The organism is Corynebacterium sp. CCUG 61414 (genome assembly GCF_024453945.1).
Taxonomy (GTDB): Bacteria; Actinomycetota; Actinomycetes; order Mycobacteriales; family Mycobacteriaceae; genus Corynebacterium; species Corynebacterium pseudogenitalium.
In genome coordinates, this window is the sequence record NZ_JAGPYU010000003.1 from 12,924 (window position 1) to 34,960 (window position 22,037).

16 protein-coding genes are annotated in these 22,037 nt (G+C 61.0%); 14 read left to right on the forward strand and 2 right to left on the reverse strand.

Annotated elements, in window-relative coordinates; all coding sequences use genetic code 11:
- The first annotated feature begins 7 nt into the window (after positions 1 to 7).
- Both KBX14_RS03670 and dmpG read left to right on the forward strand, forming a co-directional pair.
- A complete protein-coding gene (locus tag KBX14_RS03670; RefSeq protein ID WP_071572801.1) occupies positions 8 to 937 on the forward strand; it encodes an acetaldehyde dehydrogenase (acetylating) in 930 nt (309 codons plus the stop codon).
- Position 938: 1 nt separating this feature from the next.
- Positions 939 to 1,988: a 4-hydroxy-2-oxovalerate aldolase gene (gene dmpG, locus KBX14_RS03675; RefSeq protein WP_070477510.1), complete on the forward strand. Its 1,050-nt coding sequence runs from the start codon at positions 939 to 941 to the stop codon at positions 1,986 to 1,988.
- A gap of 23 nt (positions 1,989 to 2,011) precedes the next feature.
- Here the strand turns inward: dmpG and KBX14_RS03680 are convergent, their stop codons facing one another.
- Entirely contained in the window at positions 2,012 to 2,776 is a 765-nt protein-coding gene (locus KBX14_RS03680; RefSeq protein WP_256041858.1) for an IclR family transcriptional regulator, read from the reverse strand.
- Between the two features lie 87 nt (positions 2,777 to 2,863).
- On the opposite strand from KBX14_RS03680, the gene KBX14_RS03685 reads away from it, so the two are divergent.
- Entirely contained in the window at positions 2,864 to 3,718 is an 855-nt protein-coding gene (locus tag KBX14_RS03685; protein WP_070363590.1) for an alpha/beta fold hydrolase, read from the forward strand.
- Positions 3,719 to 3,767: 49 nt separating this feature from the next.
- Here KBX14_RS03685 and KBX14_RS03690 read toward each other — a convergent pair whose 3' ends face one another.
- Positions 3,768 to 4,844 (reverse strand): HNH endonuclease signature motif containing protein, encoded by a 1,077-nt coding sequence (locus KBX14_RS03690; protein WP_256041859.1) that lies wholly within the window; start codon positions 4,842 to 4,844, stop codon positions 3,768 to 3,770.
- Positions 4,845 to 4,990: 146 nt separating this feature from the next.
- Between KBX14_RS03690 and KBX14_RS03695 the strand changes: the two genes are divergently transcribed.
- The 11 genes from KBX14_RS03695 to KBX14_RS03745 all read left to right on the forward strand — a co-directional run bounded on the left by KBX14_RS03695 (position 4,991) and on the right by KBX14_RS03745 (position 22,024).
- Entirely contained in the window at positions 4,991 to 5,908 is a 918-nt protein-coding gene (locus KBX14_RS03695; protein ID WP_256041860.1) for a TIGR03773 family transporter-associated surface protein, read from the forward strand.
- Positions 5,905 to 7,446, forward strand: a complete 1,542-nt coding sequence (locus tag KBX14_RS03700) for an anchored repeat ABC transporter, substrate-binding protein (protein WP_256041861.1) — start codon at positions 5,905 to 5,907, stop codon at positions 7,444 to 7,446. Before KBX14_RS03695 ends, KBX14_RS03700 begins: the two co-directional genes overlap by 4 nt.
- A gap of 7 nt (positions 7,447 to 7,453) precedes the next feature.
- Positions 7,454 to 8,347 carry a choice-of-anchor M domain-containing protein gene (locus KBX14_RS03705; protein ID WP_256041862.1) on the forward strand — a complete coding sequence of 298 codons (894 nt, stop codon included), beginning with the start codon at positions 7,454 to 7,456 and terminating at the stop codon, positions 8,345 to 8,347.
- The gene (locus KBX14_RS03710) at positions 8,344 to 9,117 is read left to right on the forward strand and encodes an anchored repeat-type ABC transporter ATP-binding subunit (protein ID WP_256000490.1); all 774 of its coding nucleotides are present in this window, start codon (positions 8,344 to 8,346) and stop codon (positions 9,115 to 9,117) included. Before KBX14_RS03705 ends, KBX14_RS03710 begins: the two co-directional genes overlap by 4 nt.
- Positions 9,110 to 9,952, forward strand: coding sequence for an anchored repeat-type ABC transporter permease subunit (locus KBX14_RS03715; RefSeq protein ID WP_071572796.1), 843 nt, complete (start codon positions 9,110 to 9,112; stop codon positions 9,950 to 9,952). The genes KBX14_RS03710 and KBX14_RS03715 overlap by 8 nt, the downstream gene beginning before the upstream one ends.
- A complete protein-coding gene (locus KBX14_RS03720) occupies positions 9,949 to 11,964 on the forward strand; it encodes a choice-of-anchor M domain-containing protein (protein WP_256041863.1) in 2,016 nt (671 codons plus the stop codon). The genes KBX14_RS03715 and KBX14_RS03720 overlap by 4 nt, the downstream gene beginning before the upstream one ends.
- Before the next feature lie 218 nt (positions 11,965 to 12,182).
- Positions 12,183 to 12,704: a 50S ribosomal protein L10 gene (gene rplJ / locus KBX14_RS03725; RefSeq protein WP_070363122.1), complete on the forward strand. Its 522-nt coding sequence runs from the start codon at positions 12,183 to 12,185 to the stop codon at positions 12,702 to 12,704.
- A 49-nt stretch (positions 12,705 to 12,753) separates the two neighbouring features.
- Complete coding sequence (gene rplL, locus KBX14_RS03730) at positions 12,754 to 13,143, forward strand: 50S ribosomal protein L7/L12 (protein ID WP_070363121.1); 390 nt, start codon at positions 12,754 to 12,756, stop codon at positions 13,141 to 13,143.
- A gap of 92 nt (positions 13,144 to 13,235) precedes the next feature.
- Positions 13,236 to 14,162: a DUF3068 domain-containing protein gene (locus KBX14_RS03735; protein WP_256041864.1), complete on the forward strand. Its 927-nt coding sequence runs from the start codon at positions 13,236 to 13,238 to the stop codon at positions 14,160 to 14,162.
- A 294-nt stretch (positions 14,163 to 14,456) separates the two neighbouring features.
- Complete coding sequence (locus tag KBX14_RS03740) at positions 14,457 to 17,954, forward strand: DNA-directed RNA polymerase subunit beta (protein ID WP_256041865.1); 3,498 nt, start codon at positions 14,457 to 14,459, stop codon at positions 17,952 to 17,954.
- 71 nt (positions 17,955 to 18,025) lie between these two features.
- On the forward strand, positions 18,026 to 22,024 hold the full coding sequence (locus KBX14_RS03745) for a DNA-directed RNA polymerase subunit beta' (RefSeq protein ID WP_070477529.1): 3,999 nt from the start codon (positions 18,026 to 18,028) through the stop codon (positions 22,022 to 22,024).
- Positions 22,025 to 22,037: the final 13 nt, after the last annotated feature.

Below are 22,037 nucleotides of genomic sequence, written 5' to 3' on the forward strand. Positions count from 1 at the left end.
CACCACAATGCAAAAGAAAATGACAGCAGCCATCGTCGGATCGGGCAACATCGGCTCCGACCTGATGATGAAGCTTTTGAACAACGAATCCAACATTGATCTGCGCTACATGGTCGGCGTCGATCCAGAATCGGAAGGCCTCAAGCGTGCGCGCGAAAACGGCATCGAGGCCTCCCACGAAGGCGTCGACTGGCTCCTGCAACAGGATCCGCTTCCAGACCTCGTCTTTGAAGCAACCTCGGCGGGCGCACACGCAGCAAACGCACCGCGCTACCGCGAAGCAGGCATCCGCGCCATCGACCTCACCCCGGCGGCCGTCGGCCCATTCTTCTGCCCATCGGTCAACCTGGATGAGCTCGAAACCGTCGACAATGTGAACATGATTACCTGTGGCGGTCAGGCCACCACCCCGATTGTCGCGGCAGTATCTCGCATCGTAGACGTCGAATACGCGGAGATCGTTGCGTCGATCTCCTCGAAGTCCGCGGGTCCCGGCACCCGCGCTAACGTCGACGAGTTCCTCGAAACCACTGCCGCCGCCCTCGAACAACTCGCTGGCGCGAAACACGCAAAAGCCATCATCATCCTCAACCCCGTCGAGCCACCAATGATGATGCGCAACACCGTCTACTGTGCCCTACCTCCAGAAGCCGCGGCTCCTGGCGAACTGCAAGACCAGATCGCCGCGTCCATCAAAGAAATGGCAGCGAAGGTGCAGCAGTACGTACCGGGCTACCGCCTCACCGCGGATCCACAGTTCGAAGAAGCCCGCGACGACTGGAACGGACTCGGTCGTGTTTCCGTCCTCATCGAAGTAGAAGGGGCAGGCGACTTCTTGCCGGACTACGCCGGCAACCTCGACATCATCACATCGGCAGCAATTGCCACCGCAAACAAGTACGCCGAGCTCGTGTCGGCGCAGAAGCAAGGAGCATAGTATGAACACGGTTGCGAGCGATGTCATCGATGGCATCCCGACACACAAAATCCGCCTCAACGACACGACCCTGCGTGACGGATCCCACGCCGTACGCCACCAGTACACCAAAGACCAGGTGAAAAAGATCGCCCGCGCGCTTGACGACGCCGGCGTCGAAATGATCGAGGTCACTCACGGCGACGGGCTTGGCGGGTCTTCCTTCAACTACGGCTTCTCCCACACCCGCGACATCGAACTCATCGAAGCCGCAGTCGAAGAAGTCAAGAATGCGAAGATTGCCGCACTGATGCTTCCAGGCCTGGGTACCGTAAAGGACCTCAAAGAAGCAAAGAGTGCGGGCGCATCCATCGTGCGCGTTGCCACTCACTGCACCGAGGCAGATATTTCGATCCAGCACTTCCAGGCAGCACGGGAGCTTGGGTTTGAGACCGGTGGCTTCCTGATGCTTTCACACCGCATCCCACCAGCAGAGCTTGCGAAGCAGGCCCGCATCATGGTCGATGCCGGCTGTCAGTGCGTCTTCGTGGTCGACTCCGCCGGCTACCTAGTGATGAACCAGGCCGCGGACCGCGTCAAGGCAGTCGTTGAAGAGATTGGCGACGACGCACAGGTCGGCTTCCACGGACACCAGAACCTCGGTTTCGGGGTTGCAAACTCGTTGCTCGCTGTAGTCAATGGTGCTCGCCAAATTGACGGCACCCTGTATGGGCTTGGTGCTGGCGCCGGTAACGCACCGATCGAGGTGTTAGCCACGGTGTTCAACCGCACCGGCATTGACATCGGCAATGTTGATCAAGCCAAGCTTCGTGACGCCGCTGAAGACATCCTGAAGCCAATGGTCGAGCGCCTCCCAATGATGGACCGTGGCTCCATCGTCCAGGGTGAGTTTGGCGTTTACAACTCCTTCTTGCTCCACGCGCAGCGCGCCGCGGAACGCTATGGTGTGCCTGCAGCGACCATCCTGGAAGAAGTCGGTCGCCGTGGTTACGTCGGTGGTCAGGAAGACATGATTATCGACGTCGCAATCGACCTGGCAAAGCAGAAGTAGCGAAGTAGAGCGCGTATGCGGGTTTATCCCGCGTGCTTCGCTCTCCACGCACGAGTCCCGGATCCACAAATCTTTTTGAGGACCGGGATTACTGTTTTGGGCTGAAAGTCTTCTGCGGGAAAGGAAACGCTCATCGCGGCAATCGGTACGCCCTCGGTGCCGAAAATCGGGCAGGCGACGCAGCATAGACCTTCCGAAATTTCCTCAAGGTCGTAGGCGATACCTTCATCGCGGATCTTTTTCAACGTTTCACGCAGCTCATCCGGGTCTGAGATCGTGTGCGGAGTCCATGGTGCGAGCCCCTCACGGATGATGCGCTCGGTCAGCGTTTCGTCGTACGCCATAATTGCTTTGCCAATGCCAGTCGCGTAAGCGGGAATGAGGCCGCCAATGCGCGACGGCGCTGTCACACCACGGACGGAAAAGAGCTTGTTCGCGTAACGAACGTTCGTCCCTTCAATATGTCCAAGGTGGACGGTGTGTCGAGTGCGCTCAAAAAGCGCTGCCAAAAATGGTGTGAGCAACTCTGATACCTGCGCGGTTTGCTCGGAATACACCTCCGGTGTTGACGCCATTCCGAGCGCCGGGTTGAGCCGATAGAGCTCGTTCGCTTTGAGGACGGCATCATTTTCCACCAGCTTGTTAAGAAGGCGGTGCGTCGTCGACTTTGGAAGATCGACGCGCCGGGCTAACTCTGAAACGCCAACCCCGTTGACGTCCTCGCTCTTGAACGCTTTCAGAATGCCGAACGCCTTGTCGATGGAGTTTGGTTTTGCGTCTTGAACCATAGGCTCAGTGTAACCGGATAGTGTCTATCGTGTGCCACGGACTGGAACACTCCGGCGTGTGCGTGGGTTCGTCGCTATGTTGGCTGTATGACTGAAATTTCCATTCCTGATTACAAGACTGACGAATTCTTCGGGCTCGAGGACAAGTGGCTGGAGACGGCACCCGGCGAGCTCACTCACTACCACGATCTCGGCGAGGGCGAACCAGTACTGTTCCTCCACGGCTCCGGCACGGGCGTGACTGCAGCCGCGAACTGGTGGCTGAACCTTCCGACCATCTCCGAGAACGCACGATGCATCGCGATCGACTCCATTGGTTACGGCCAGACCGTCGTAGCTGAGGGCACCAAGTACGGTATCCGCGAGTGGGTTGAGCACGCAATCCGTGTGCTGGATGCCCTGGGAATTGAAAAGACCTGGATTGTTGGTAACTCGCTCGGTGGCTGGGTTGGCTTCCAGATGATCATCGACCACCCGGAGCGTGTGAAGGGCATCATCTCCATGGGCACCGGTGGGGCGAAGTTGACCGGCGCGCTGAAGGGTCATTCGAACCCGAAGCTGACCGAAGAAGGTATCCGCAACACGCTCGAGCAGTTCGTGGTGGATAAGTCGCTGATCACCGATGAGCTCGTGTCGCTGCGCTATCAGTCCGCGCTGAACGATACGGCGTCTGATCGCCTACAGGAGGTTGTGCAGGCGCGTGACCGTGACCGTACCGAGCTTCCACTCGACTTCGACGTGCTGTCGAAGGTCGAGATCCCGGTTCTGCTAGTGCACGGCATGCAAGACGTCGTGATTACGCCGCAGCGCACGTGGGACCTGGTGAACACAATTCCGTCCGCTGACGCTCACCTTTTCGCACAGTGTGGCCACTGGTCGCAGGTTGAGAAGGCTGATGAGTTCAATGAGGTCATCGTGAACTGGATGAAGCGTCAGTTCTAGTCAGCAGCTTTTCGACGCCCACTTCGGCCCCGTCGTGGTGGGCGTTTTGCTATGTGTACAACATTTTCATCGCACCAGGTCGGTGGACTGGGTTTGGGGCGGAGTAGCCGCGTGGTGAGTGCCAGAGCGGTTGTGCGTCCACAATTTCGATCCGACCTCGGCGTGCTCGTTGGGGGTCGTCGTCGTTGACGCGATTGTGGTAGCGGCACAATGGCGACAGGTTGTTGATGTTCGTTTCCCCGCCGTGTTGCCATGCAGTGATGTGGTGGATTTCGCAGGCGTCGGCTGCATGGCGGCATCCAGGCACTGGGCAGCCGGGGGTAACGGCGCGGGCCAGAGCGCGCTGCTTGTCATTTGCGAGGCGTTGTGTCCGGTAGAGGTTGACTGCCCCGTGCTGTGGGTGGAAGACGGCGGCTTCGAGCTCGTTCTCGGTGGTGGCGACGTGGCTGTTTAGGTATTCGGCGCCTGTCATGGTGGTGCCATCGGTCAGGGTGAGGGTGGTCTCGTCGCCGTGGCCGCGCTGTATTTGGATCCACTGGGGGAGTGGAATGAGCAAGAGAGGTCGGGGGACCGCGTGGGGGACGGAACGGCCGTCGCCACGTATGATGTCGAGGAATCTGCGCAGCATGAGTTTCGTGGGTGGCGTCTTGGGGTCCATGTCTTGGGTGAGGGCGTGTTCAAGGTCGGCGAGGTCGCGCTCGTTGGTGGTGAGCGTCATGGTGCGGCGCCCATTGCGGGAAGGCGAAAATGTGAGGCGGTCGTTTTGGGGCTTGGTGTTGTTCGGAAGAAGTGCTTTTGCGCGTTCGCTGAGCTTTTTGTATGTGCCCTTGGTATCGAGGAGTACGAGGCGCAGTTTGGTGCGTGTTCGCGCGGACTTGATGGGGCGTAAGCGCCGTTCGATCATAGCGAGTTGGTCGAGTGAGAAGCCGTAGCGTCGAGCCTTTTCGGTAGCGAGTCGCTGTTTTTGTCGGGATTTTGTGGGCCCGAAGTAGATGTCGTGGAGCTGGCGCCAGGCGCGGGCTCGTGTGGGATCGACGCCTGCTTCGATGGCGGCTTCGTAATCGAAGCCGTCCAGTACGTCGAGTGCCTGCGTGGACATGGATTCTAGGAATGTCTTGAAGTTCATAACCTGAACATATGTGGTTGCAGAACGCCTGGGAAAGGCTTTTCACGCTACCTGTGGATAACTTCTTCTTGTGTGGCGTTTTCTGAAGTGCCCTGTGGATAACGTATGACTTGCATGCGAACGCTAATGAAAATAATGTTCATTAGGTGAAATTTTCTGTCTTCAAGATTCTGCGAGCGCTCGCCGCGACATTACTGCTCCTTTCCATGTCGACGCCTGCTTTCGCGGCGGAATGCCACCCGACACTGCACCCGATGGTGAAAGACGACCGCACTGTTCCGGCCGAGTGGCGCGATCCCGCAGAGCTCGTTTTTGGGCTGGGTGATGCAGCAAAGCAGCAGCTCTCCAATCCAGTTGGGCCAATTCCGGCCGGTACCGCGTGGATGATCGGTGCAACTCAGCAAGCCGGTGTGCCATGGCTTGGAGCGAATACGCAGCATCCGTCGCTGCTTGAGCACACTTCTGGGGATGTGGCCTGGGAGATTACAAATTTTGATGGACCTGGTGCCATGTTTGTGTTCACGCAGGGTGGGCTCGGTCAGGTCGTGGGCGAGGAGTGGTTCCGTGGCGTGGATGGGCAGGCGCAGGGCAGCCATACCATTCCTGCGAATTCACATGTGCATCCAAACTGGATGTTCAGTGCTCCGGGGACTTACACGGTGACAGTTCGTCAAAGCGCGACGACGAGTAATGGCGAGCCGGTGAGCGGGGAGGCGACGCTCACCTTTGACATTGGCGGCGCCGGTAACGCGAACGATGGTCACTTCGACTTTGGCTCCGTCTTTGACGAGGAGGGCGAGTGCGCGCAGCCAGTGGCGGCGAGCAACGCGAATCCAGCGCCTGATCAGGGAGAGACTCAGTTGCAATCACAAGATCACCAGCAGCAGGATGTTGCTCCCGCGCAACGCGGTGGGGCCCTTGCAGAAACGGGTACGACAGTGATGACGCTGCCGGTGGCTGTGCTCGGCTTGGGCGTGTTTGTCTTTGGTGCGGGTTGGTTGTGTTTGGATGCGTCGTTGCGCCGTCGTGTCGCCGCAGCGTGGGGTTTCGGTGGCCACCGGTGATCCAGTTTTTTCAACGAGCCGCTGTGCTGATGTGCGTGGCGCTGCTCGGGGCGTGTAGCGCACCGGAAGGGCAGTCGGTGGGAGAGGGGAAGGCGTCGGTGGTGGCGTCGACACCTATTTTGGCGGATGCGGTTCAAAACGTTGCAGGTGATGTGGCTGATGTGCACACGCTGATGGCGCGTGGGGTTGATCCGCACAGCTACGAACCGAGCTTGCATGCCACACGCGACATCGCGTATGCGGATGCCATTTTTACCAACGGACTGTTGTTGGAGCCACAGTCTTTAACGAATACGATTGCGGCGACCGTGCGTGACACGACTCCGGTCGTGGCACTTGCGCAGGAGGCGCAACGGTACGGGTTTGCGCCGATTCCGCTTGTGGAGGACGCGAGCCTAGATGCGGTGTGGCTCGGGTTGCGGGTGGATACGGGCCAACAGCTCCCGACGACGGGAGTCGCGGACTTACACCTTGTAGATGTTGACGGCCCCGGTGCCACTTTCGCGTTCATCCTGGGAACCTTCGGCACCCCGGAGGTGGTGTTCAACTCTCACGACGGGCTGGATAGCCGTGACGTAAAGACCCTGCCGGTTGACGCGCATACTCACTTGAGCTGGGCATTTTCCAAGCCAGGCGTGTACAAGCTGAGGTTTGAATCGCATATTCGCGATGCCGTCGGTGCACCTGAGCGCGCAAGTGTGGAGTCGACGGTGACGGTCGTTGTGGGGCAGGATCCCGCGCGGGTAACGCCGGGGTTGCACGCGGTGGAGAAGGGGCACGTCGACATTACAACAGAGCTTGATGGGCAAGGTGCGGCTCACCTCGTGCTCAACTCGGATGACGATGGCCGCATGGATCCAGTGAACGTAGCCGTCACAGTGCCGAATACAACCCTGCAGCCGATCCCTCCGGAGCGCCCCTTCCGATTCCTCGGTACGCCGGGGGAGGAAACCTACCTGCTCCCGCAGGCGGTACTGGGCAATCATGTGCATGGTGAGCTGGACCCGCATGTGTGGCACGACGTTCGGGCGATGAAAGCGATCGTTCAGGTAATCCGTGACGAGTTGGCTGCGGTGGATCCGCACCACGCGGAAATCTACCAGGCAAACGCCCGCGACTACCTGCAAAAACTGGACGCAGCGGATGAAATGATGCACGAGTCTGTCTCCGCGGTTCCGGAGGAACAACGCAACCTGGTGACTACACACCATGGATACGCCTACCTCGCGCGGGCATATGGAATGCGAGTTGCAGGTTTTGTCACGCCAAACCCCAGCGTGGAGCCGAGCCCGCGTGATGTCATCGCGTTCACCCGCACACTGGAGAATCTGCACGTGCCCGCGGTCTTCCTGGAACCACAGTTGGCGGGGCGCAGCACAGTGCTGACAGAAACCGCCGCCCAGCTTGGCATAGAGGTATGCCCAATCTGGGGCGACACATTGGATCCTCCGGGGTCTGGGCCAGCCGATACCTATATACACCTTGTGGAGGCGAATGCTGCGTCGATACGCAGGTGCCTCGGACGAAATGAGAAATGAGCGAACAATGAAACTTCGAATTATCCCACTGATGGTTGCTGCGATGATCGTGGCAACTCCTGCGATCGCGAATGCGCAGGCCGCCAACAACGATCCTGCGTTACAACAGGTGGTCAGCGCAGATGAGGCGATTGCGCCAGCCGGTGAGCACACAGTTATTGACGCCGGTCACGTCGATCTAGGCGCGACATTCAACGGGGATACCCTTGAATTTCTCGCTCGCGACGACACACAGCAACCGCCCGTATGGCGTCACCTCGACGACGTGGTGTTCCGCGTGACCGATGCCGCGAAGCAAACCCTCCCCGACGGCGACGACTTCGCCTTCACCGGCGCAAAGCCAGGTGCGGACGTCTGGGTGATCCCACAGACTGAGGTTGCCGGGGTGCCGTGGCTGGGGTGGAACACGCAGGCCGCGAGCCTGCTCGAACACTCCGGAAACGGCGTGAGCCTGGAGTTCGGCGGACACGAAGGGCCAGGCGAGTTCTCCCTGTTCCTGCAACCGGGCGGGTTCCACGCACCACAGTTGCTGTGGACGACTACTGAGCCGGGTGTGCAGCCAATGTGGGTGGAGCCGAACACGCATACCCACGCCAATTGGGTCTTCACCGAGCCGGGAGTGCACCTGGTCGGGGTGCGAGCAGTGGTGAAGGATGACGCTGGCACCGTTCACACGGACGAGCAGTTGGTGCGCATGGCTGTAGGCGACGGGACGGACGTAGCGGCGGCGCAGTCCGCGCAGTTCAACGGGCCGTGGCGCGAGGGTGCTGCGACGGAAGAACAGGCAGATAGCCAGAGCACGCTGAATGCGGGGCTGATCGCTGGTGGGGTGATCGGCGTGTTGGTGCTCGCGCTGGTGGCGCTTCTAGTGGCGCGTTCTCGGAAGGAGCGTCGCGCGTGAGCACGCAACCGCTTATAGAGGTGCGAGGCTTGCGCGCCGGGTACCCGGGTCGCCCGGTGTTTGAGGGAGTTGATCTTCTTGTGCCTGCCGGGCAGTTCGTCGCGCTGCTCGGTCCGAACGGGGCGGGGAAGACCACGCTGATGCGTGCAACGCTCGGCCTGATTCCCGGCGCAGCCGGAACGGTGCGGGTAGGGGAGTGTACGGGCCACGCGGTGCGCAAAGTGGTGGGGTACGTCCCGCAGCGTCACGACGTCGCCTGGGATTTCCCGATCGATGTCGCGTCCGCTGTCATGAACGCCACGCTTGACCTGCGCCCGTGGTACGCGCGGCCTAAGGCGGAGCACCACGAAGCTGTGGCGGAAGCACTCGAAGCTGTGAACCTCCAAGACCTGGCACACCGGCCGATCGCGGCGCTTTCCGGAGGGCAGCGCCAACGCGTATTGGTGGCGCGCGCCCTGGTGCGTCGTCCAGGCGCGCTGTTCCTCGACGAGCCGTTCACCGGCCTCGATATCCCGTCTACTGAGCAGCTGCTAGCGCTGTTTCGTCAGCTGGCTTCCCGCGGAATCGCGATCGTGATGTCCACGCACAACATCGTGGAGGCTGTTGACTCCTGTGATCGCCTCCTGCTGTTCCGCGGTGGCATCGTCGCGGACGGGGCTCCCGCTGATCTTGACGACGCCCGCCCCTGGATGGACACGTTCGGCGTCGGCCCGGATTCGCCATGGCTGGCGGCGCTGCAAACACATGTGAAAGAGGTATCCCGTGCTTGAGATCGGGTTTCTGCAATTCTTGGCTGACGTGGCCAACCCGCACCTGGCGTTCTTGCCGCGCGCGTTGACGGCGGCAGTGTTGGCGTCCGTGTTGTGCGCGGTCGTTGGGTGTTTTGTGGTGCTACGCGGTATGGCGTTTATCGGGGATGCGGTGGCACACGCCGTGTTTCCGGGTGTTGCGTTGGCGTTCGCTCTGCAGGTGTCGGTGCTGCTCGGTGGGGCCGTTGCCGGGTTGATCGTGGCGGTGTTGATTGCAGTGCTGTCGCAACGGCGTGCGCTGAAAGAGGACGCGGTGATTGGCATTGTGTTTGCGGCCGCGTTCGCGCTTGGCTTGGTGATTATTTCGCGCGTTGAGGGCTACACAGCGTCGCTGAGTTCGTTCTTGTTTGGTTCGCTGACAGGTGTGAGTGAGCGCGACCTTATAGTCAGTGCTGCGACGTGTGCTGTCATTGTGTCGCTGGTGGTGGTGTTGCGGCCGTGGCTGACCGCGGTGGCGCTCGACCGAGAGACGGCGCGCGCGATGAACGTGCGCGTCGCGCTCCTGGACTTGGTGTTGTACCTGTGTGTGACGGCCGCGGTGGTGGTTTCGGTGCAGACGATCGGCAACATTCTGGTGTTGGCACTGTTGGTTACCCCGGCGTCCGCCGCGCGACTGTTTACAGACAACCTGGAGACCATGATGATCCTCGCCGCGCTGATTGGCGTGGTAGGCAGCGTGGTTGGTGTATGGCTGGCGTGGTCGTTTGACTCGCCGACCGGCGCAACGATTGTACTGTGTGTGACTGCCATCTTCGGTGCGAGTTGGCTCTTCGCTAGGAAAGGGGTGCGGGCATGATCCGCAGACTCATCCTTGTGGTTGCGCTGATCGCGTTTACTGTCACCCCGGCGCACGCGACCACGCCTGCCGGGCATCAACCCGGTGACCCGGGGCATGGCGTCGTCCTCCCGGAGGACCTTGACCACCCCTGTGCCGGGCGTAAGTTGCTCTACCACTCCCACAATGACGCGCTGTACGGCACCCGGTTCGACGGCCAGCTGTCCATTGGTGCGGTTGACGGACAGCAGGTCACCGACCAGCGCGACGTCTGCTTCCGTCTGCCTCTCGACGCTGACGCCGACGGCAATGACGTCTCCCGCCTCACCATCCCGGATGATGGTTCCCTCGATTTTTTGGGCGCTCCGGGCAGTCAGGTGTGGCTCGCGCCCCAGCACTCGGATTTCACCGATGATTGGCGCCCCATCTGGTCCGGCATCGGTGCATTTGACCCGGCGCACGAGCTGCCGGGTGCTGTGCCAAGCAACTTCAAAGACGACATGATGTACTTCGACCTGCTGGGCATCGATGGTCCGGGTGATGTGCAGATCTTCTTTAAGAACGCCGCCTCGTCGGCCGAGCGCCTCTTCAATAGCGCTGACGAACAGATGCGCACCGTCGAGTATGAGGTTGGCGCGCACGGCCATTTCAACTGGACGTTTACGAAGCCCGGCGTTTATAAGCTGCGTTGGCAGGGTCGCGCCGAGCTGACCAACGGTGAGACTGAGTACACCGGCTGGACCGACCAGTACTGGCTGGTTGGCACCGACGCGGACGTCGGTTTGCCGGAGGGCACCACGACGGGACTTCGCACCCCCGCACTATCGACGCCCACTCCGTCACCGACGCAACCGCCAACACCAACACCAACAGCACCAGTGACAACCGCGGCACCGGCACCGGCACCCGCACCCACTGCGAAGCACTGCGCCGCGCTGCGCACCCGCCCGGAGGCGTTCATCGCGAACGGGCATATGGACATGGGGCCCGTCGATACGGGGGAGGCCGCGCTCATCGACGACCGCGACCCCAACAACCCCGCGCGACACTCCAGCGGCACCTTCCTCTTCGAGGTTCCCGACCGCGCTCGCCAGGACATCCCTGCGACGCTGCGCGACACGTTCCCCACCCGCTCCGAGCGCATGTGGGTGTTGCCGCAGTCGCAGAAGGCGGACCTGCCATGGCTCGGGTTCTCGACAACCCACCACCCAGCCCCCGCCACCGTCCGCATTACTGCTGTCGCCGGACCCGGCCGTATGTACACCTGGCACGAGGGTCTGCAGGGCGCGAAGCTCGAGCTGGACTCCGGCGACAAGTCCCGCACGCTGAGCTACCCGGCGAACGCCCATGACCACCAGGCATTCGGATTCACCGAGCCTGGACTTTACGCCGTGACTTTCGCGTTTGACTCCGCGGAGCTCGTTGCGGTCTTCGCGGTCGGCGACGCCGCCATCGCGACGGCCCGCGAACAGTACGCGAGCGGGTATCGTGAGCTGGACTCGTGCGGCTCCAATGCAGCGACCAGCGACACGTGGATGGGCGCATTGGCGAAGGGGATCCGCTCAATCGACGAGGAGTTGAGCAAGTTCGGCCAGAAGCTACGGCCAGCCGCAACGACTGCGCCGTCAAAGCCAGTGCCACCGCGCACTGTAATAAGTACTGTGCGTGCGACGGAAACGAAGGCCGCGACCAAGCAGGCGCCACCAAAGCAGACGACGGCGCAGAAACCGGCGCAGAAGTCCACAACAACATCGGCACCGAAGCAGAAGGCGGCAACGGCGACGGGGGCGAAGCCGACGTCGACAAGAAGAGCGATCCCGGACGCTCCGATACAGGCTGGTGGCGGTGGCATCGTCTCATCTTTCGACCAGGGAGCAGCGCAGGAGGAACCCGCAACGGGCGTGACTGCCAGCGGTTTCTGGGGCGGGCTCATCCTCGGTGTTGGCTTGATGGCGCTGCTGGGAGGCATTGCGTTGTTCGTGGTGGCGGCGCGGATGTTGCGCGGAGTTGCGCGTACACAAGAAGACGTGTAGGGTTCCACAACGAAGTTTGAACGGGTAATACCCGAGCTCAAGTTTCACCGAAGACCGTCGGTCGCCCTTCGGGGCCGAAGGTACCCCTCTCCAGGGGTCGACCCACGCAGGAGGAACGTGGCCTACCTTTCTAATGGTGCCTCGTGCTTCTGCACGGGGCACTTTTTGTGTCCCGGGCGGATTGAAGGACATGAAGTTATTGGAAGGAGGCGTGTGTAATGGCAAATCCGAAGAATGAGCGCGAGCTTGCTGTGTTGAAGGAGAAGTTTGACGCTGCTAGCTCCATCGTGCTGACGGAGTACCGTGGCCTGACCGTTGGTCAGCTGCAGACTCTTCGTGGCGATCTCGGCTTCGATGTCGAATACCACGTCGCCAAGAACACCCTCATCAAGATCGCTGCGAACGAGCACGGCATCGAGGGTCTCGACGAGCTTCTGACCGGCCCGACCGCTATCGCTTTCATTAAGGGCGAGGCTGTCGACGCTGCTAAGGTCATGAAGAAGTTCTCCAAGGATCACGACGCGTTTGTGATCAAGGGTGGCTACATGGATGGCGCTGCCATCGACGCCGCTCAGGTTGACGCCATCGCTGAGATGGACAACCGCGAGACCACGCTTGCAAAGCTCGCTGGCGCATTCCAGGGTTCTTTGGCAAAGGCTGCTGGGCTGTTCGAGGCTCCGGCATCCAAGACGGCTCGCCTTGTCGCTGCGCTGCAGGACAAGCAGAACGACGCCGCATAACACACTTACAAACTTGGGCTAACCGCCCACCAATAGAAAGGAAGCCACCATGGCTAAGCTGTCTAAGGACGAGCTCATTGAGCAGTTCAAGGAAATGACCCTCATCGAGCTTTCCGAGTTCCTGAAGGAATTCGAGGAGGTCTTCGACGTTACCGCTGCTGCACCAGTTGCTGTTGCTGCTGCTCCGGGCGCTGCTGGCGGCGACGCTGCTGCTGCAGAGGAGAAGGACGAGTTCGACGTTGTTCTCGAGGACGCTGGCGCCAAGAAGATCGGTGTCATCAAGGTTGTCCGCGAGCTCGTTCCGGGCCTGGGCCTGAAGGACGCCAAGGAAATGGTCGAGGGTGCTCCAAAGGCTATCCTCGAGGGCGCAAACAAGGACGATGCAGAGGCTGCAAAGGCCAAGCTGGAAGAGGCTGGCGCAAAGGTTACCCTCAAGTAATCTCGCAGGCTGCATAGCTTTTCGACGAACACCCCGTTGCCACGTACTGTGGCTGGCGGGGTGTTTCGCGTTGTGTGCTAAGATTTCGCACCATGCTGCCCAAATCCAGGATCATTGCTTCGTTGTTGGCGGGCCTCGGCATTGCGTTGTTGGTTGGTGGTCTGCTGGCCCCGCGTGTGCTGAACTCGGGCGCGAAGCTACCGCTGGACCTTGGGGCGGTAACGCTGACGATGGTCGATCCCGACGGCACCCGCGAGGGTGAGCCGGCCCCGGTGGTGCACCAGCTGCACATGGAGGTGCAGAATCCGGCGGGCAAGGACTCTGCCAGCGTGCGCGTGGGGGACACGTTGCGTGCGGGGGACGCGGGTACGGACTTTGAAAACCTTGTCGGCGCGAGCACGTGGACGTATACGTTGGACCGTGAAACCGGTGAGGCGCAGGGACCGGCAAAGGTCCAGCTTGTGATGGCGATGCCGGCCGTCGATGTCCCGATGGAGGGGTCGTGGCTGAAGTTGCCGTCGCCGGTGAAGCAGGAGACGTACCAGGTGTTCGACCCGGTGTTGCGTGGGGCTGCTCCCGCGGAGTTCGTCGCAGAGGAATCGGTTGCTGGGCGCGCGGTGCTGCGGTTCCGGCAGGTCATTGCGCCAACGAACGTGGCGCAGCGGTACGCGGATATGCGAAACACGTTGACCGTCGAAGGGGAAGACGGTGAGCCGGTCCGCACGTTCTATACGCATAGCGCGCAGCGCGAGTTGTTGGTTGATCAGATCACCGGCGTGGTCGTGGGGATGCAGGAGCGTGTCAACGACTATTATGCTGACGTGGACGGCAATGAGGTCCAGGGCATTGTTTCCTACGACGCCGCGATGGACGAGCAGCAGACGGCCGAGCTCATCTCGCTTCTCGACGGCGCCTACGGACCTTCCGTGCAGCAGGCCTTCACGTGGGGCGTGCTCGGTTTGGGTGGTGCGCTGACCTTGATTGGTCTGGTTGGCGCGTTGTGGCCGCGTCGGCGTTAGCGTCGCGCCTGCGTTTAGTGCTAAGCTTCCCCGCGACGGCATTGAATCGGGGGATTGTTGCTGCCCTTTACAACATTGGGTGCATTGTGTAAACTCATTCGGTGCACTGGAAGCCGTCTCCAGTCCGCTATGTCAACCTTGCTTTGTTGGCGTCGAGAATTTTCGAAGCGCTGACTTGACAAGGTGATTTTGCTGTCTCTGGGGGCGGGTATTCCGAAGCAGACCGAATGCTAATCTACCCAGCGGAAACGCCGATTTTTACAGAGCCAGAGTAGAGATCGGCGTCCGCCTTAGGTGCTGGAAGGACCCAACTTGGCAGTCTCAAACCAGACCATGTCAATGGCTGAAATTCCCGGGGCTCCCGAACGTTATTCGTTCGCGAAGATCGCAGAGCCGATCGCTGTCCCGGGTCTTCTTGATGTACAGCTTGAATCTTTCGCGTGGCTTGTTGGTACGCAGGAGTGGCGTGAGCGTGAGCAGGAAGCTCGCGGCGCCGACGCGCGTATCACGAGTGGCTTGGAGGACATTCTCGAAGAGATTTCTCCAATCCAGGACTACTCGGGCAACATGAGCCTGACGCTGTCCGAGCCGCGCTTCGAAGATGTCAAGGACACGATCGACGAGTGTAAAGAAAAAGATATTAACTACTCCGCGCCGTTGTATGTGACGGCGGAGTTCATCAACAATGAAACCCAGGAGATTAAGTCTCAGACGGTGTTCATTGGTGATTTCCCGCTGATGACGGACAAGGGCACCTTCATCGTCAACGGCACTGAGCGTGTTGTTGTTTCGCAGTTGGTGCGTTCGCCGGGCGTGTACTTCGACGAGACGATTGATAAGTCGACGGAGCGGCCGCTGCACGCGGTGAAGGTGATCCCTTCGCGCGGTGCGTGGTTGGAGTTTGACGTCGATAAGCGTGACACGGTTGGTGTGCGTATTGACCGTAAGCGTCGTCAGCCAGTGACGGTGCTGCTGAAGGCGCTTGGTTGGACGACGGAGCAGATCACGGAGCGCTTCGGCTTCTCCGAGATCATGATGTCCACCCTCGAGAATGACGGTGTGGCGAACACCGACGAGGCGCTGCTGGAGATTTACCGCAAGCAGCGCCCGGGCGAGCAGCCGACGCGCGACCTCGCGCAGTCCCTGCTGGAGAACTCGTTCTTCAAGGCGAAGCGCTACGACCTGGCACGAGTTGGCCGTTACAAGATCAACCGCAAGCTCGGTCTTGGCGGCGACCACGACGGCCTGATGACGCTGACCGAGGAAGACATCGCGACGACCCTCGAGTACCTGGTGCGCCTGCATGCAGGTGAGCACGAGATGACTTCCCCAGAGGGCGAGGTCATTTCGATCAACACGGACGACATTGACCACTTTGGTAACCGTCGTCTGCGCACGGTAGGCGAGCTGATCCAGAACCAGGTCCGCGTTGGTCTGTCCCGCATGGAGCGCGTTGTGCGCGAGCGCATGACGACGCAGGACGCGGAGTCCATCACGCCGACCTCGCTGATTAACGTCCGCCCGGTTTCCGCGGCGATCCGCGAGTTCTTCGGCACCTCGCAGCTGTCGCAGTTCATGGACCAGAACAACTCTCTGTCTGGTCTGACGCACAAGCGTCGTCTGTCGGCGCTGGGCCCTGGTGGTCTGTCGCGTGAGCGCGCCGGCATTGAAGTCCGAGACGTGCACCCGTCGCACTACGGCCGCATGTGCCCGATTGAGACGCCGGAAGGCCCGAACATTGGTCTGATCGGTGCGCTCTCCTCCTACGCACGCGTGAACGCGTTCGACTTTATTGAGACGCCGTACCAGAAGGTCGAAGACGGCAAGCTGACCGATACGGTCCACTACTTGACCGCGGATGAAGAGGACCGTTACGCAATCGCGCAGGCGGCGACCCCAATGGATAAGGACCGCAACCTCACCGGTGAGCGTATCGAGGTCCGTCTGAAGGACGGCGACATCGGCGTCGTCGGCCCGAAGGGCGTCGATTACCTCGACATTTCCCCGCGCCAGATGGTGTCCGTGGCAACGGCAATGATTCCGTTCCTCGAGCACGACGACGCGAACCGTGCCCTCATGGGTGCGAACATGCAGAAGCAGGCTGTGCCGCTGCTGCGCTCTGAGGCTGCGTACGTGGCCACGGGCATGGAGCAGCGCGCCGCGTACGATGCGGGTGACACGATTATTTCGGCGAAGGCTGGCGTCGTCACGAACGTGACCGGTGACTTCATCACCGTCATGGACGACGAGGGCATCCAGGACACGTACATGCTGCGCACTTTCGAGCGTACGAACCAGGGAACCTGCTACAACCAGGTCCCGATCGTTGACCACGGTCAGCGCGTTGAGGCTGGTCAGGTGCTGGCTGACGGTCCGGGCACCAAGAACGGCGAGATGGCGCTCGGCCGCAACTTGCTGGTTGCGTTCATGCCGTGGGAAGGCCACAACTATGAGGACGCGATCATCCTGAACCAGCGCGTGGTTGAGGATGACATCCTGACCTCCGTGCACATCGAGGAGCACGAGATTGATGCCCGCGACACCAAGCTCGGTGCCGAGGAAATCACCCGCGAGATTCCGAACGTGTCCGAGGACGTGCTGAAGGACCTCGACGAGCGCGGCATCATCCGCATCGGTGCGGACGTGCGCGACGGCGACATCCTGGTCGGTAAGGTCACCCCGAAGGGTGAGACCGAGCTGACTCCGGAGGAGCGTCTGCTGCGCGCCATCTTCGGCGAGAAGGCCCGCGAGGTCCGCGACACCTCCCTGAAGGTGCCGCACGGTGAGACCGGTAAGGTCATCGCGGTTCGTCGCTTCTCCCGCGAGGACGACGACGATCTGTCCCCAGGCGTCAACGAGATGATTCGCGTCTATGTTGCGCAGAAGCGCAAGATCCAGGACGGCGACAAGATGGCTGGCCGCCACGGCAACAAGGGTGTCGTGGGCAAGATTCTGCCGCAGGAAGATATGCCGTTCATGGAGGATGGCACCCCGGTGGACATCATTCTGAACACCCACGGTGTGCCGCGTCGTATGAACATTGGCCAGGTCCTTGAGGTACACCTCGGTTGGTTGGCGAAGGCTGGTTGGACGGTCAACCCGGACGATCCTGCGAACGCCAAGTTGCTCGAGACGCTGCCTGAGCATCTGTACGACGTCCCGCCTGAGTCGCTCACCGCGACCCCAGTGTTTGACGGCGCGACGAACGAGGAGATCGCTGGTCTGCTGGCGAATTCCAAGCCGAACCGCGACGGTGACGTCATGGTCGATGAGAACGGCAAGACCACGCTGTTCGACGGCCGCTCCGGCGAGCCGTTCAAGTACCCGATTTCCGTCGGCTACATGTACATGCTCAAGCTGCACCACCTGGTTGACGAGAAGATTCACGCTCGCTCTACTGGTCCGTACTCCATGATTACCCAGCAGCCGCTTGGCGGTAAGGCCCAGTTCGGTGGCCAGCGCTTCGGTGAGATGGAGGTGTGGGCGATGCAGGCATACGGCGCCGCCTACACGCTGCAGGAACTGTTGACGATCAAGTCGGATGACGTGGTTGGTCGCGTGAAGGTGTACGAAGCCATCGTGAAGGGCGAGAACATCCCTGACCCGGGTATTCCGGAGTCGTTCAAGGTGTTGCTCAAGGAGCTGCAGTCGCTGTGCCTGAACGTCGAGGTTCTTTCGACGGACGGCACCCCGATGGAGCTCGACGGCGATGACGACGACTTTGATCAGGCTGGTTCCTCCCTTGGCATCAACCTGTCACGTGACGAGGGCTCCGCGGCGGACACCGCCTAAGCCAGGAACGAACGAAAGAATCTATCCAACTGCAATCCTCCCCGTCGTTGGGGAGGTGAAAGGGAATTTACGTGTTTGACGTAAACCTCTTCGACGAGCTTCGCATCGGCCTGGCTACTGCTGACGACATCCGTCGTTGGTCGCATGGTGAGGTCAAGAAGCCCGAAACGATTAACTACCGCACGTTGAAGCCGGAAAAGGACGGCCTGTTCTGCGAGCGCATCTTCGGTCCTACCCGTGACTGGGAGTGTGCGTGTGGCAAGTACAAGCGTGTTCGCTACAAGGGCATCATTTGTGAGCGTTGTGGCGTCGAGGTCACCAAGTCGAAGGTTCGCCGTGAGCGCATGGGCCACATTGAGCTGGCTGCGCCGGTGACCCACATTTGGTACTTCAAGGGCGTCCCGTCGCGCCTTGGTTACCTGCTGGATCTTGCTCCGAAGGATCTGGAGCGCATCATTTACTTCGCTGCCAACATCATCACCAGTGTTGATGAGGAGGCGCGTCACAACGATATGTCGACGCTCGAGGCGGAGATGCTGCTCGAGAAGAAGGAAGTTGAGCAGGACGCTAACGCCGAGATTGCGGAGCGTGCACAGAAGCTGGAGGAGGACCTCGCTGAGCTCGAGGCCGCCGGCGCGACTGCTGCTGCCCGTAAGAAGGTGCAGAATGCTGCTGACAAGGAGATGCAGCACATCCGTGAGGCTGGCGAGCGTGAGGTTGAGCGCCTCGACGAGATCTGGTCGACCTTCCAGAAGCTTGCTCCGAAGCAGATGATTATCGACGAGTTCCTCTACGAAGAGCTCGTGGACCGTTATGAGGATTACTTCACCGGCGGCATGGGCGCTGAGGCGATCCAGACGCTGATCCGCAACTTCGACCTCGAAGCTGAGGCAGAGGAACTGCGCACCATCATCGCTGAGGGCAAGGGCCAGAAGAAGGTCCGCGCACTGAAGCGCCTGAAGGTCGTGGCTGCGTTCCAGCGTTCCGGCAACGATCCTGCCGGCATGATCCTGGACGCGATCCCGGTGATCCCACCAGAGCTGCGCCCGATGGTGCAGCTCGACGGTGGCCGTTTCGCCACCTCGGATCTGAATGACCTGTACCGTCGCGTGATTAACCGCAACAACCGTTTGAAGCGCATGATTGACCTGGGAGCCCCAGAGATCATCGTGAACAACGAGAAGCGCATGCTGCAAGAGTCTGTCGACGCCCTCTTCGACAACGGCCGTCGTGGCCGCCCTGTCACGGGCCCAGGCAACCGTCCGCTGAAGTCCCTGTCTGACCTGCTGAAGGGTAAGCAGGGTCGCTTCCGCCAGAACCTGCTGGGTAAGCGTGTGGACTACTCTGGCCGTTCGGTCATTATTGTTGGTCCGCAGCTGAAGATGCACGAGTGTGGTCTGCCGAAGCTGATGGCGCTCGAGCTGTTCAAGCCGTTCGTGATGAAGCGCCTCGTGGACAATGAGTACGCGCAGAACATTAAGTCGGCGAAGCGCATGGTGGAGCGCCAGCGCCCTGAGGTGTGGGACGTCCTCGAAGAGGCGATTTCCGAGCACCCGGTGCTGCTGAACCGTGCGCCAACCCTGCACCGTCTTGGCATTCAGGCGTTCGAGCCGAAGCTGGTCGAGGGTAAAGCAATCCAGCTGCACCCGCTGGCCTGTGAGGCGTTCAACGCTGACTTCGACGGTGACCAGATGGCAGTCCACCTGCCACTGTCCGCGGAGGCGCAGGCAGAGGCCCGCATCCTGATGCTGTCCTCGAACAACATCCTGTCCCCGGCATCCGGCAAGCCACTGGCGATGCCTCGCCTGGACATGGTGACCGGCCTGTACTTCCTGACCATGGAAAAGGGCGAGGACGAGATCGGCGGCGAGGGTCGTTTCACCCCAGCCGACGAGAACGGCCCAGCCAAGGGCGTGTACTCCTCCTACCGTGAGGCCATCATGGCCTACGACCTGGGCGTACTTGGCCTGCAGGCACCGATCAAGGTGCGCATCGACCACCTGCGTCCGACGATTGAGATTGAAGCTGAGCAGTTCCCAGACGGCTGGTCGAAGGGCCAGGCTTGGATGATGGAGACCACCCTTGGTCGCATCATGTTCAACGAGCTGCTTCCGTTCAACTTCCCGTACCAGGAAGGCGCGATGGTCCGTAAGGGCGGCGGCGCCGGCAAGGTGCTGTTGGGCGACATCATCCAGTCGATGGTGGAGAAGTACCCAATGATTACCGTTGCCCAGACGCTGGACAAGCTGAAGGACGCCGGTTTCTACTGGGCGACCCGTTCCGGCGTGACCATCTCCATGTCCGACGTGTTGGTGCTTCCGAACAAGACGGAAATCCTTGAGCAGTACGAGCAGCGCGCCGAAGAGATCGAGCGCAAGTACTGGGAGAAGGGTGCCCTGACCGAGGAGAACCGCTACGACCGTCTCGTGGAGCTGTGGCAGGACGCCACGAACCAGGTCGGTGAAGCAGTTGAGGCGCTGTACCCGGATGACAACCCGATTCCGATGATCGTGAAGTCTGGCGCTGCCGGTAACATGCGTCAGATCTGGACCCTGGCCGGCATGAAGGGCATGGTCGTGAACTCGCGCGGTGAGTACATCACCCGCCCGATCAAGACCTCCTTCCGCGAAGGCCTGACAGTGATGGAGTACTTCAACAACTCCCACGGTTCCCGAAAGGGCCTGGCGGATACGGCACTGCGTACCGCAGACTCCGGCTACCTGACCCGCCGTCTTGTCGACGTCGCCCAGGACGTCATCGTCCGCGAGCACGACTGCGGCACCCGCCAGGGAGTCAAGGTTCCAGTTGCGCAGCTTGCCGGTGAGAAGTTCGTCCGCGACGAGTTCGTCGAGACCTCCGTCGCTGGCCGAGTACTGGCATCCGACGCGAAGGACGCCGAGGGCAACGTTGTGCTCGAAGCCGACGCTGAGCTTTCGGAAGAGCGTATCGACGCCCTCGTCGCCGCCGGTGTCGAGGAAGTCAAGGTCCGCTCCGTCCTGACCTGCCAGACCCCAACCGGCGTCTGCGCGAAGTGCTACGGCAAGTCCATGGCATCCGGCAAGCTTGTCGACATCGGTGAAGCCGTCGGTATCGTGGCTGCACAGTCGATTGGTGAGCCTGGTACCCAGCTGACCATGCGTACCTTCCACCAGGGTGGTGTCGGTGGCGACATTACCGGTGGTCTGCCACGTGTTCAGGAGCTGTTCGAGGCCCGCGTGCCGAAGAACTGCGCCCCGATCGCATCCGTGGCCGGCACCGTCACCCTCGAAGACGAAGGCAACTTCTGGACGCTCACCATCCACCCGGATGACGGCTCCGACGTTGTGGTCTACGAGAAGCTGTCGAAGCGCCAGGGCCTCGCACAGGTCCGCCGCCCGATGGAGTCCAACCCGAACGCGATGATCGAGCGCTCCCTACGTGAAGGCGACCACGTCAACGTGGGCGACCGCCTCCTGCGCGGCGCTGCTGACCCGCACGACGTGCTCGAGGTTCTCGGCCGCCGTGGTGTGGAGAAGCACCTCATCGACGAAGTGCAGGCCGTGTACCGCACCCAGGGTGTGTCCATCCACGACAAGCACATCGAGATCATCATCCGCCAGATGCTGCGACGCGGCACCGTCATCGACTCGGGTACCACCGAGTTCCTGCCGGGTACGCTTGTGGATCTGTCGGAGGCACGCCAGGTCAACGCTGCAGCTGTTGCAGATGGTGGCGAGCCAGCAGAGATGCGCTCCGAGATCATGGGTATCACCAAGGCCTCCCTGGCAACCGAGTCCTGGCTGTCCGCCGCCTCGTTCCAGGAGACCACGCGTGTGCTCACGGACGCTGCTATCAACAAGCGTTCTGACCAGCTGATCGGTCTGAAGGAGAACGTGATCATCGGTAAGTTGATCCCGGCTGGTACCGGTATCTCGCGCTACCGCAACATCACGGTCAAGCCGACGGAAGCCGCCCGCTCCGCCGCCTACTCGATCCCGTCCTTCGGCGACGGCATCTACGGCGACGAGGCATACGGCGACTACACCGGCGCCTCCGTCCCACTGGAGGAATACGGGTACGACCAGATCTAGTGACTCTGGCTTA

Coding starts and splice junctions, on each gene's coding strand:
- KBX14_RS03670 (WP_071572801.1), top strand. CDS start 8: ATGCAAAAGAAAATGACAGCAGCCATCGTCGGATCGGGCAACATCGGC.
- dmpG (WP_070477510.1), top strand. CDS start 939: ATGAACACGGTTGCGAGCGATGTCATCGATGGCATCCCGACACACAAA.
- KBX14_RS03680 (WP_256041858.1), bottom strand. CDS start 2,776: ATGGTTCAAGACGCAAAACCAAACTCCATCGACAAGGCGTTCGGCATT.
- KBX14_RS03685 (WP_070363590.1), top strand. CDS start 2,864: ATGACTGAAATTTCCATTCCTGATTACAAGACTGACGAATTCTTCGGG.
- KBX14_RS03690 (WP_256041859.1), bottom strand. CDS start 4,844: ATGAACTTCAAGACATTCCTAGAATCCATGTCCACGCAGGCACTCGAC.
- KBX14_RS03705 (WP_256041862.1), top strand. CDS start 7,454: ATGAAACTTCGAATTATCCCACTGATGGTTGCTGCGATGATCGTGGCA.
- KBX14_RS03720 (WP_256041863.1), top strand. CDS start 9,949: ATGATCCGCAGACTCATCCTTGTGGTTGCGCTGATCGCGTTTACTGTC.
- rplJ (WP_070363122.1), top strand. CDS start 12,183: ATGGCAAATCCGAAGAATGAGCGCGAGCTTGCTGTGTTGAAGGAGAAG.
- rplL (WP_070363121.1), top strand. CDS start 12,754: ATGGCTAAGCTGTCTAAGGACGAGCTCATTGAGCAGTTCAAGGAAATG.
- KBX14_RS03735 (WP_256041864.1), top strand. CDS start 13,236: ATGCTGCCCAAATCCAGGATCATTGCTTCGTTGTTGGCGGGCCTCGGC.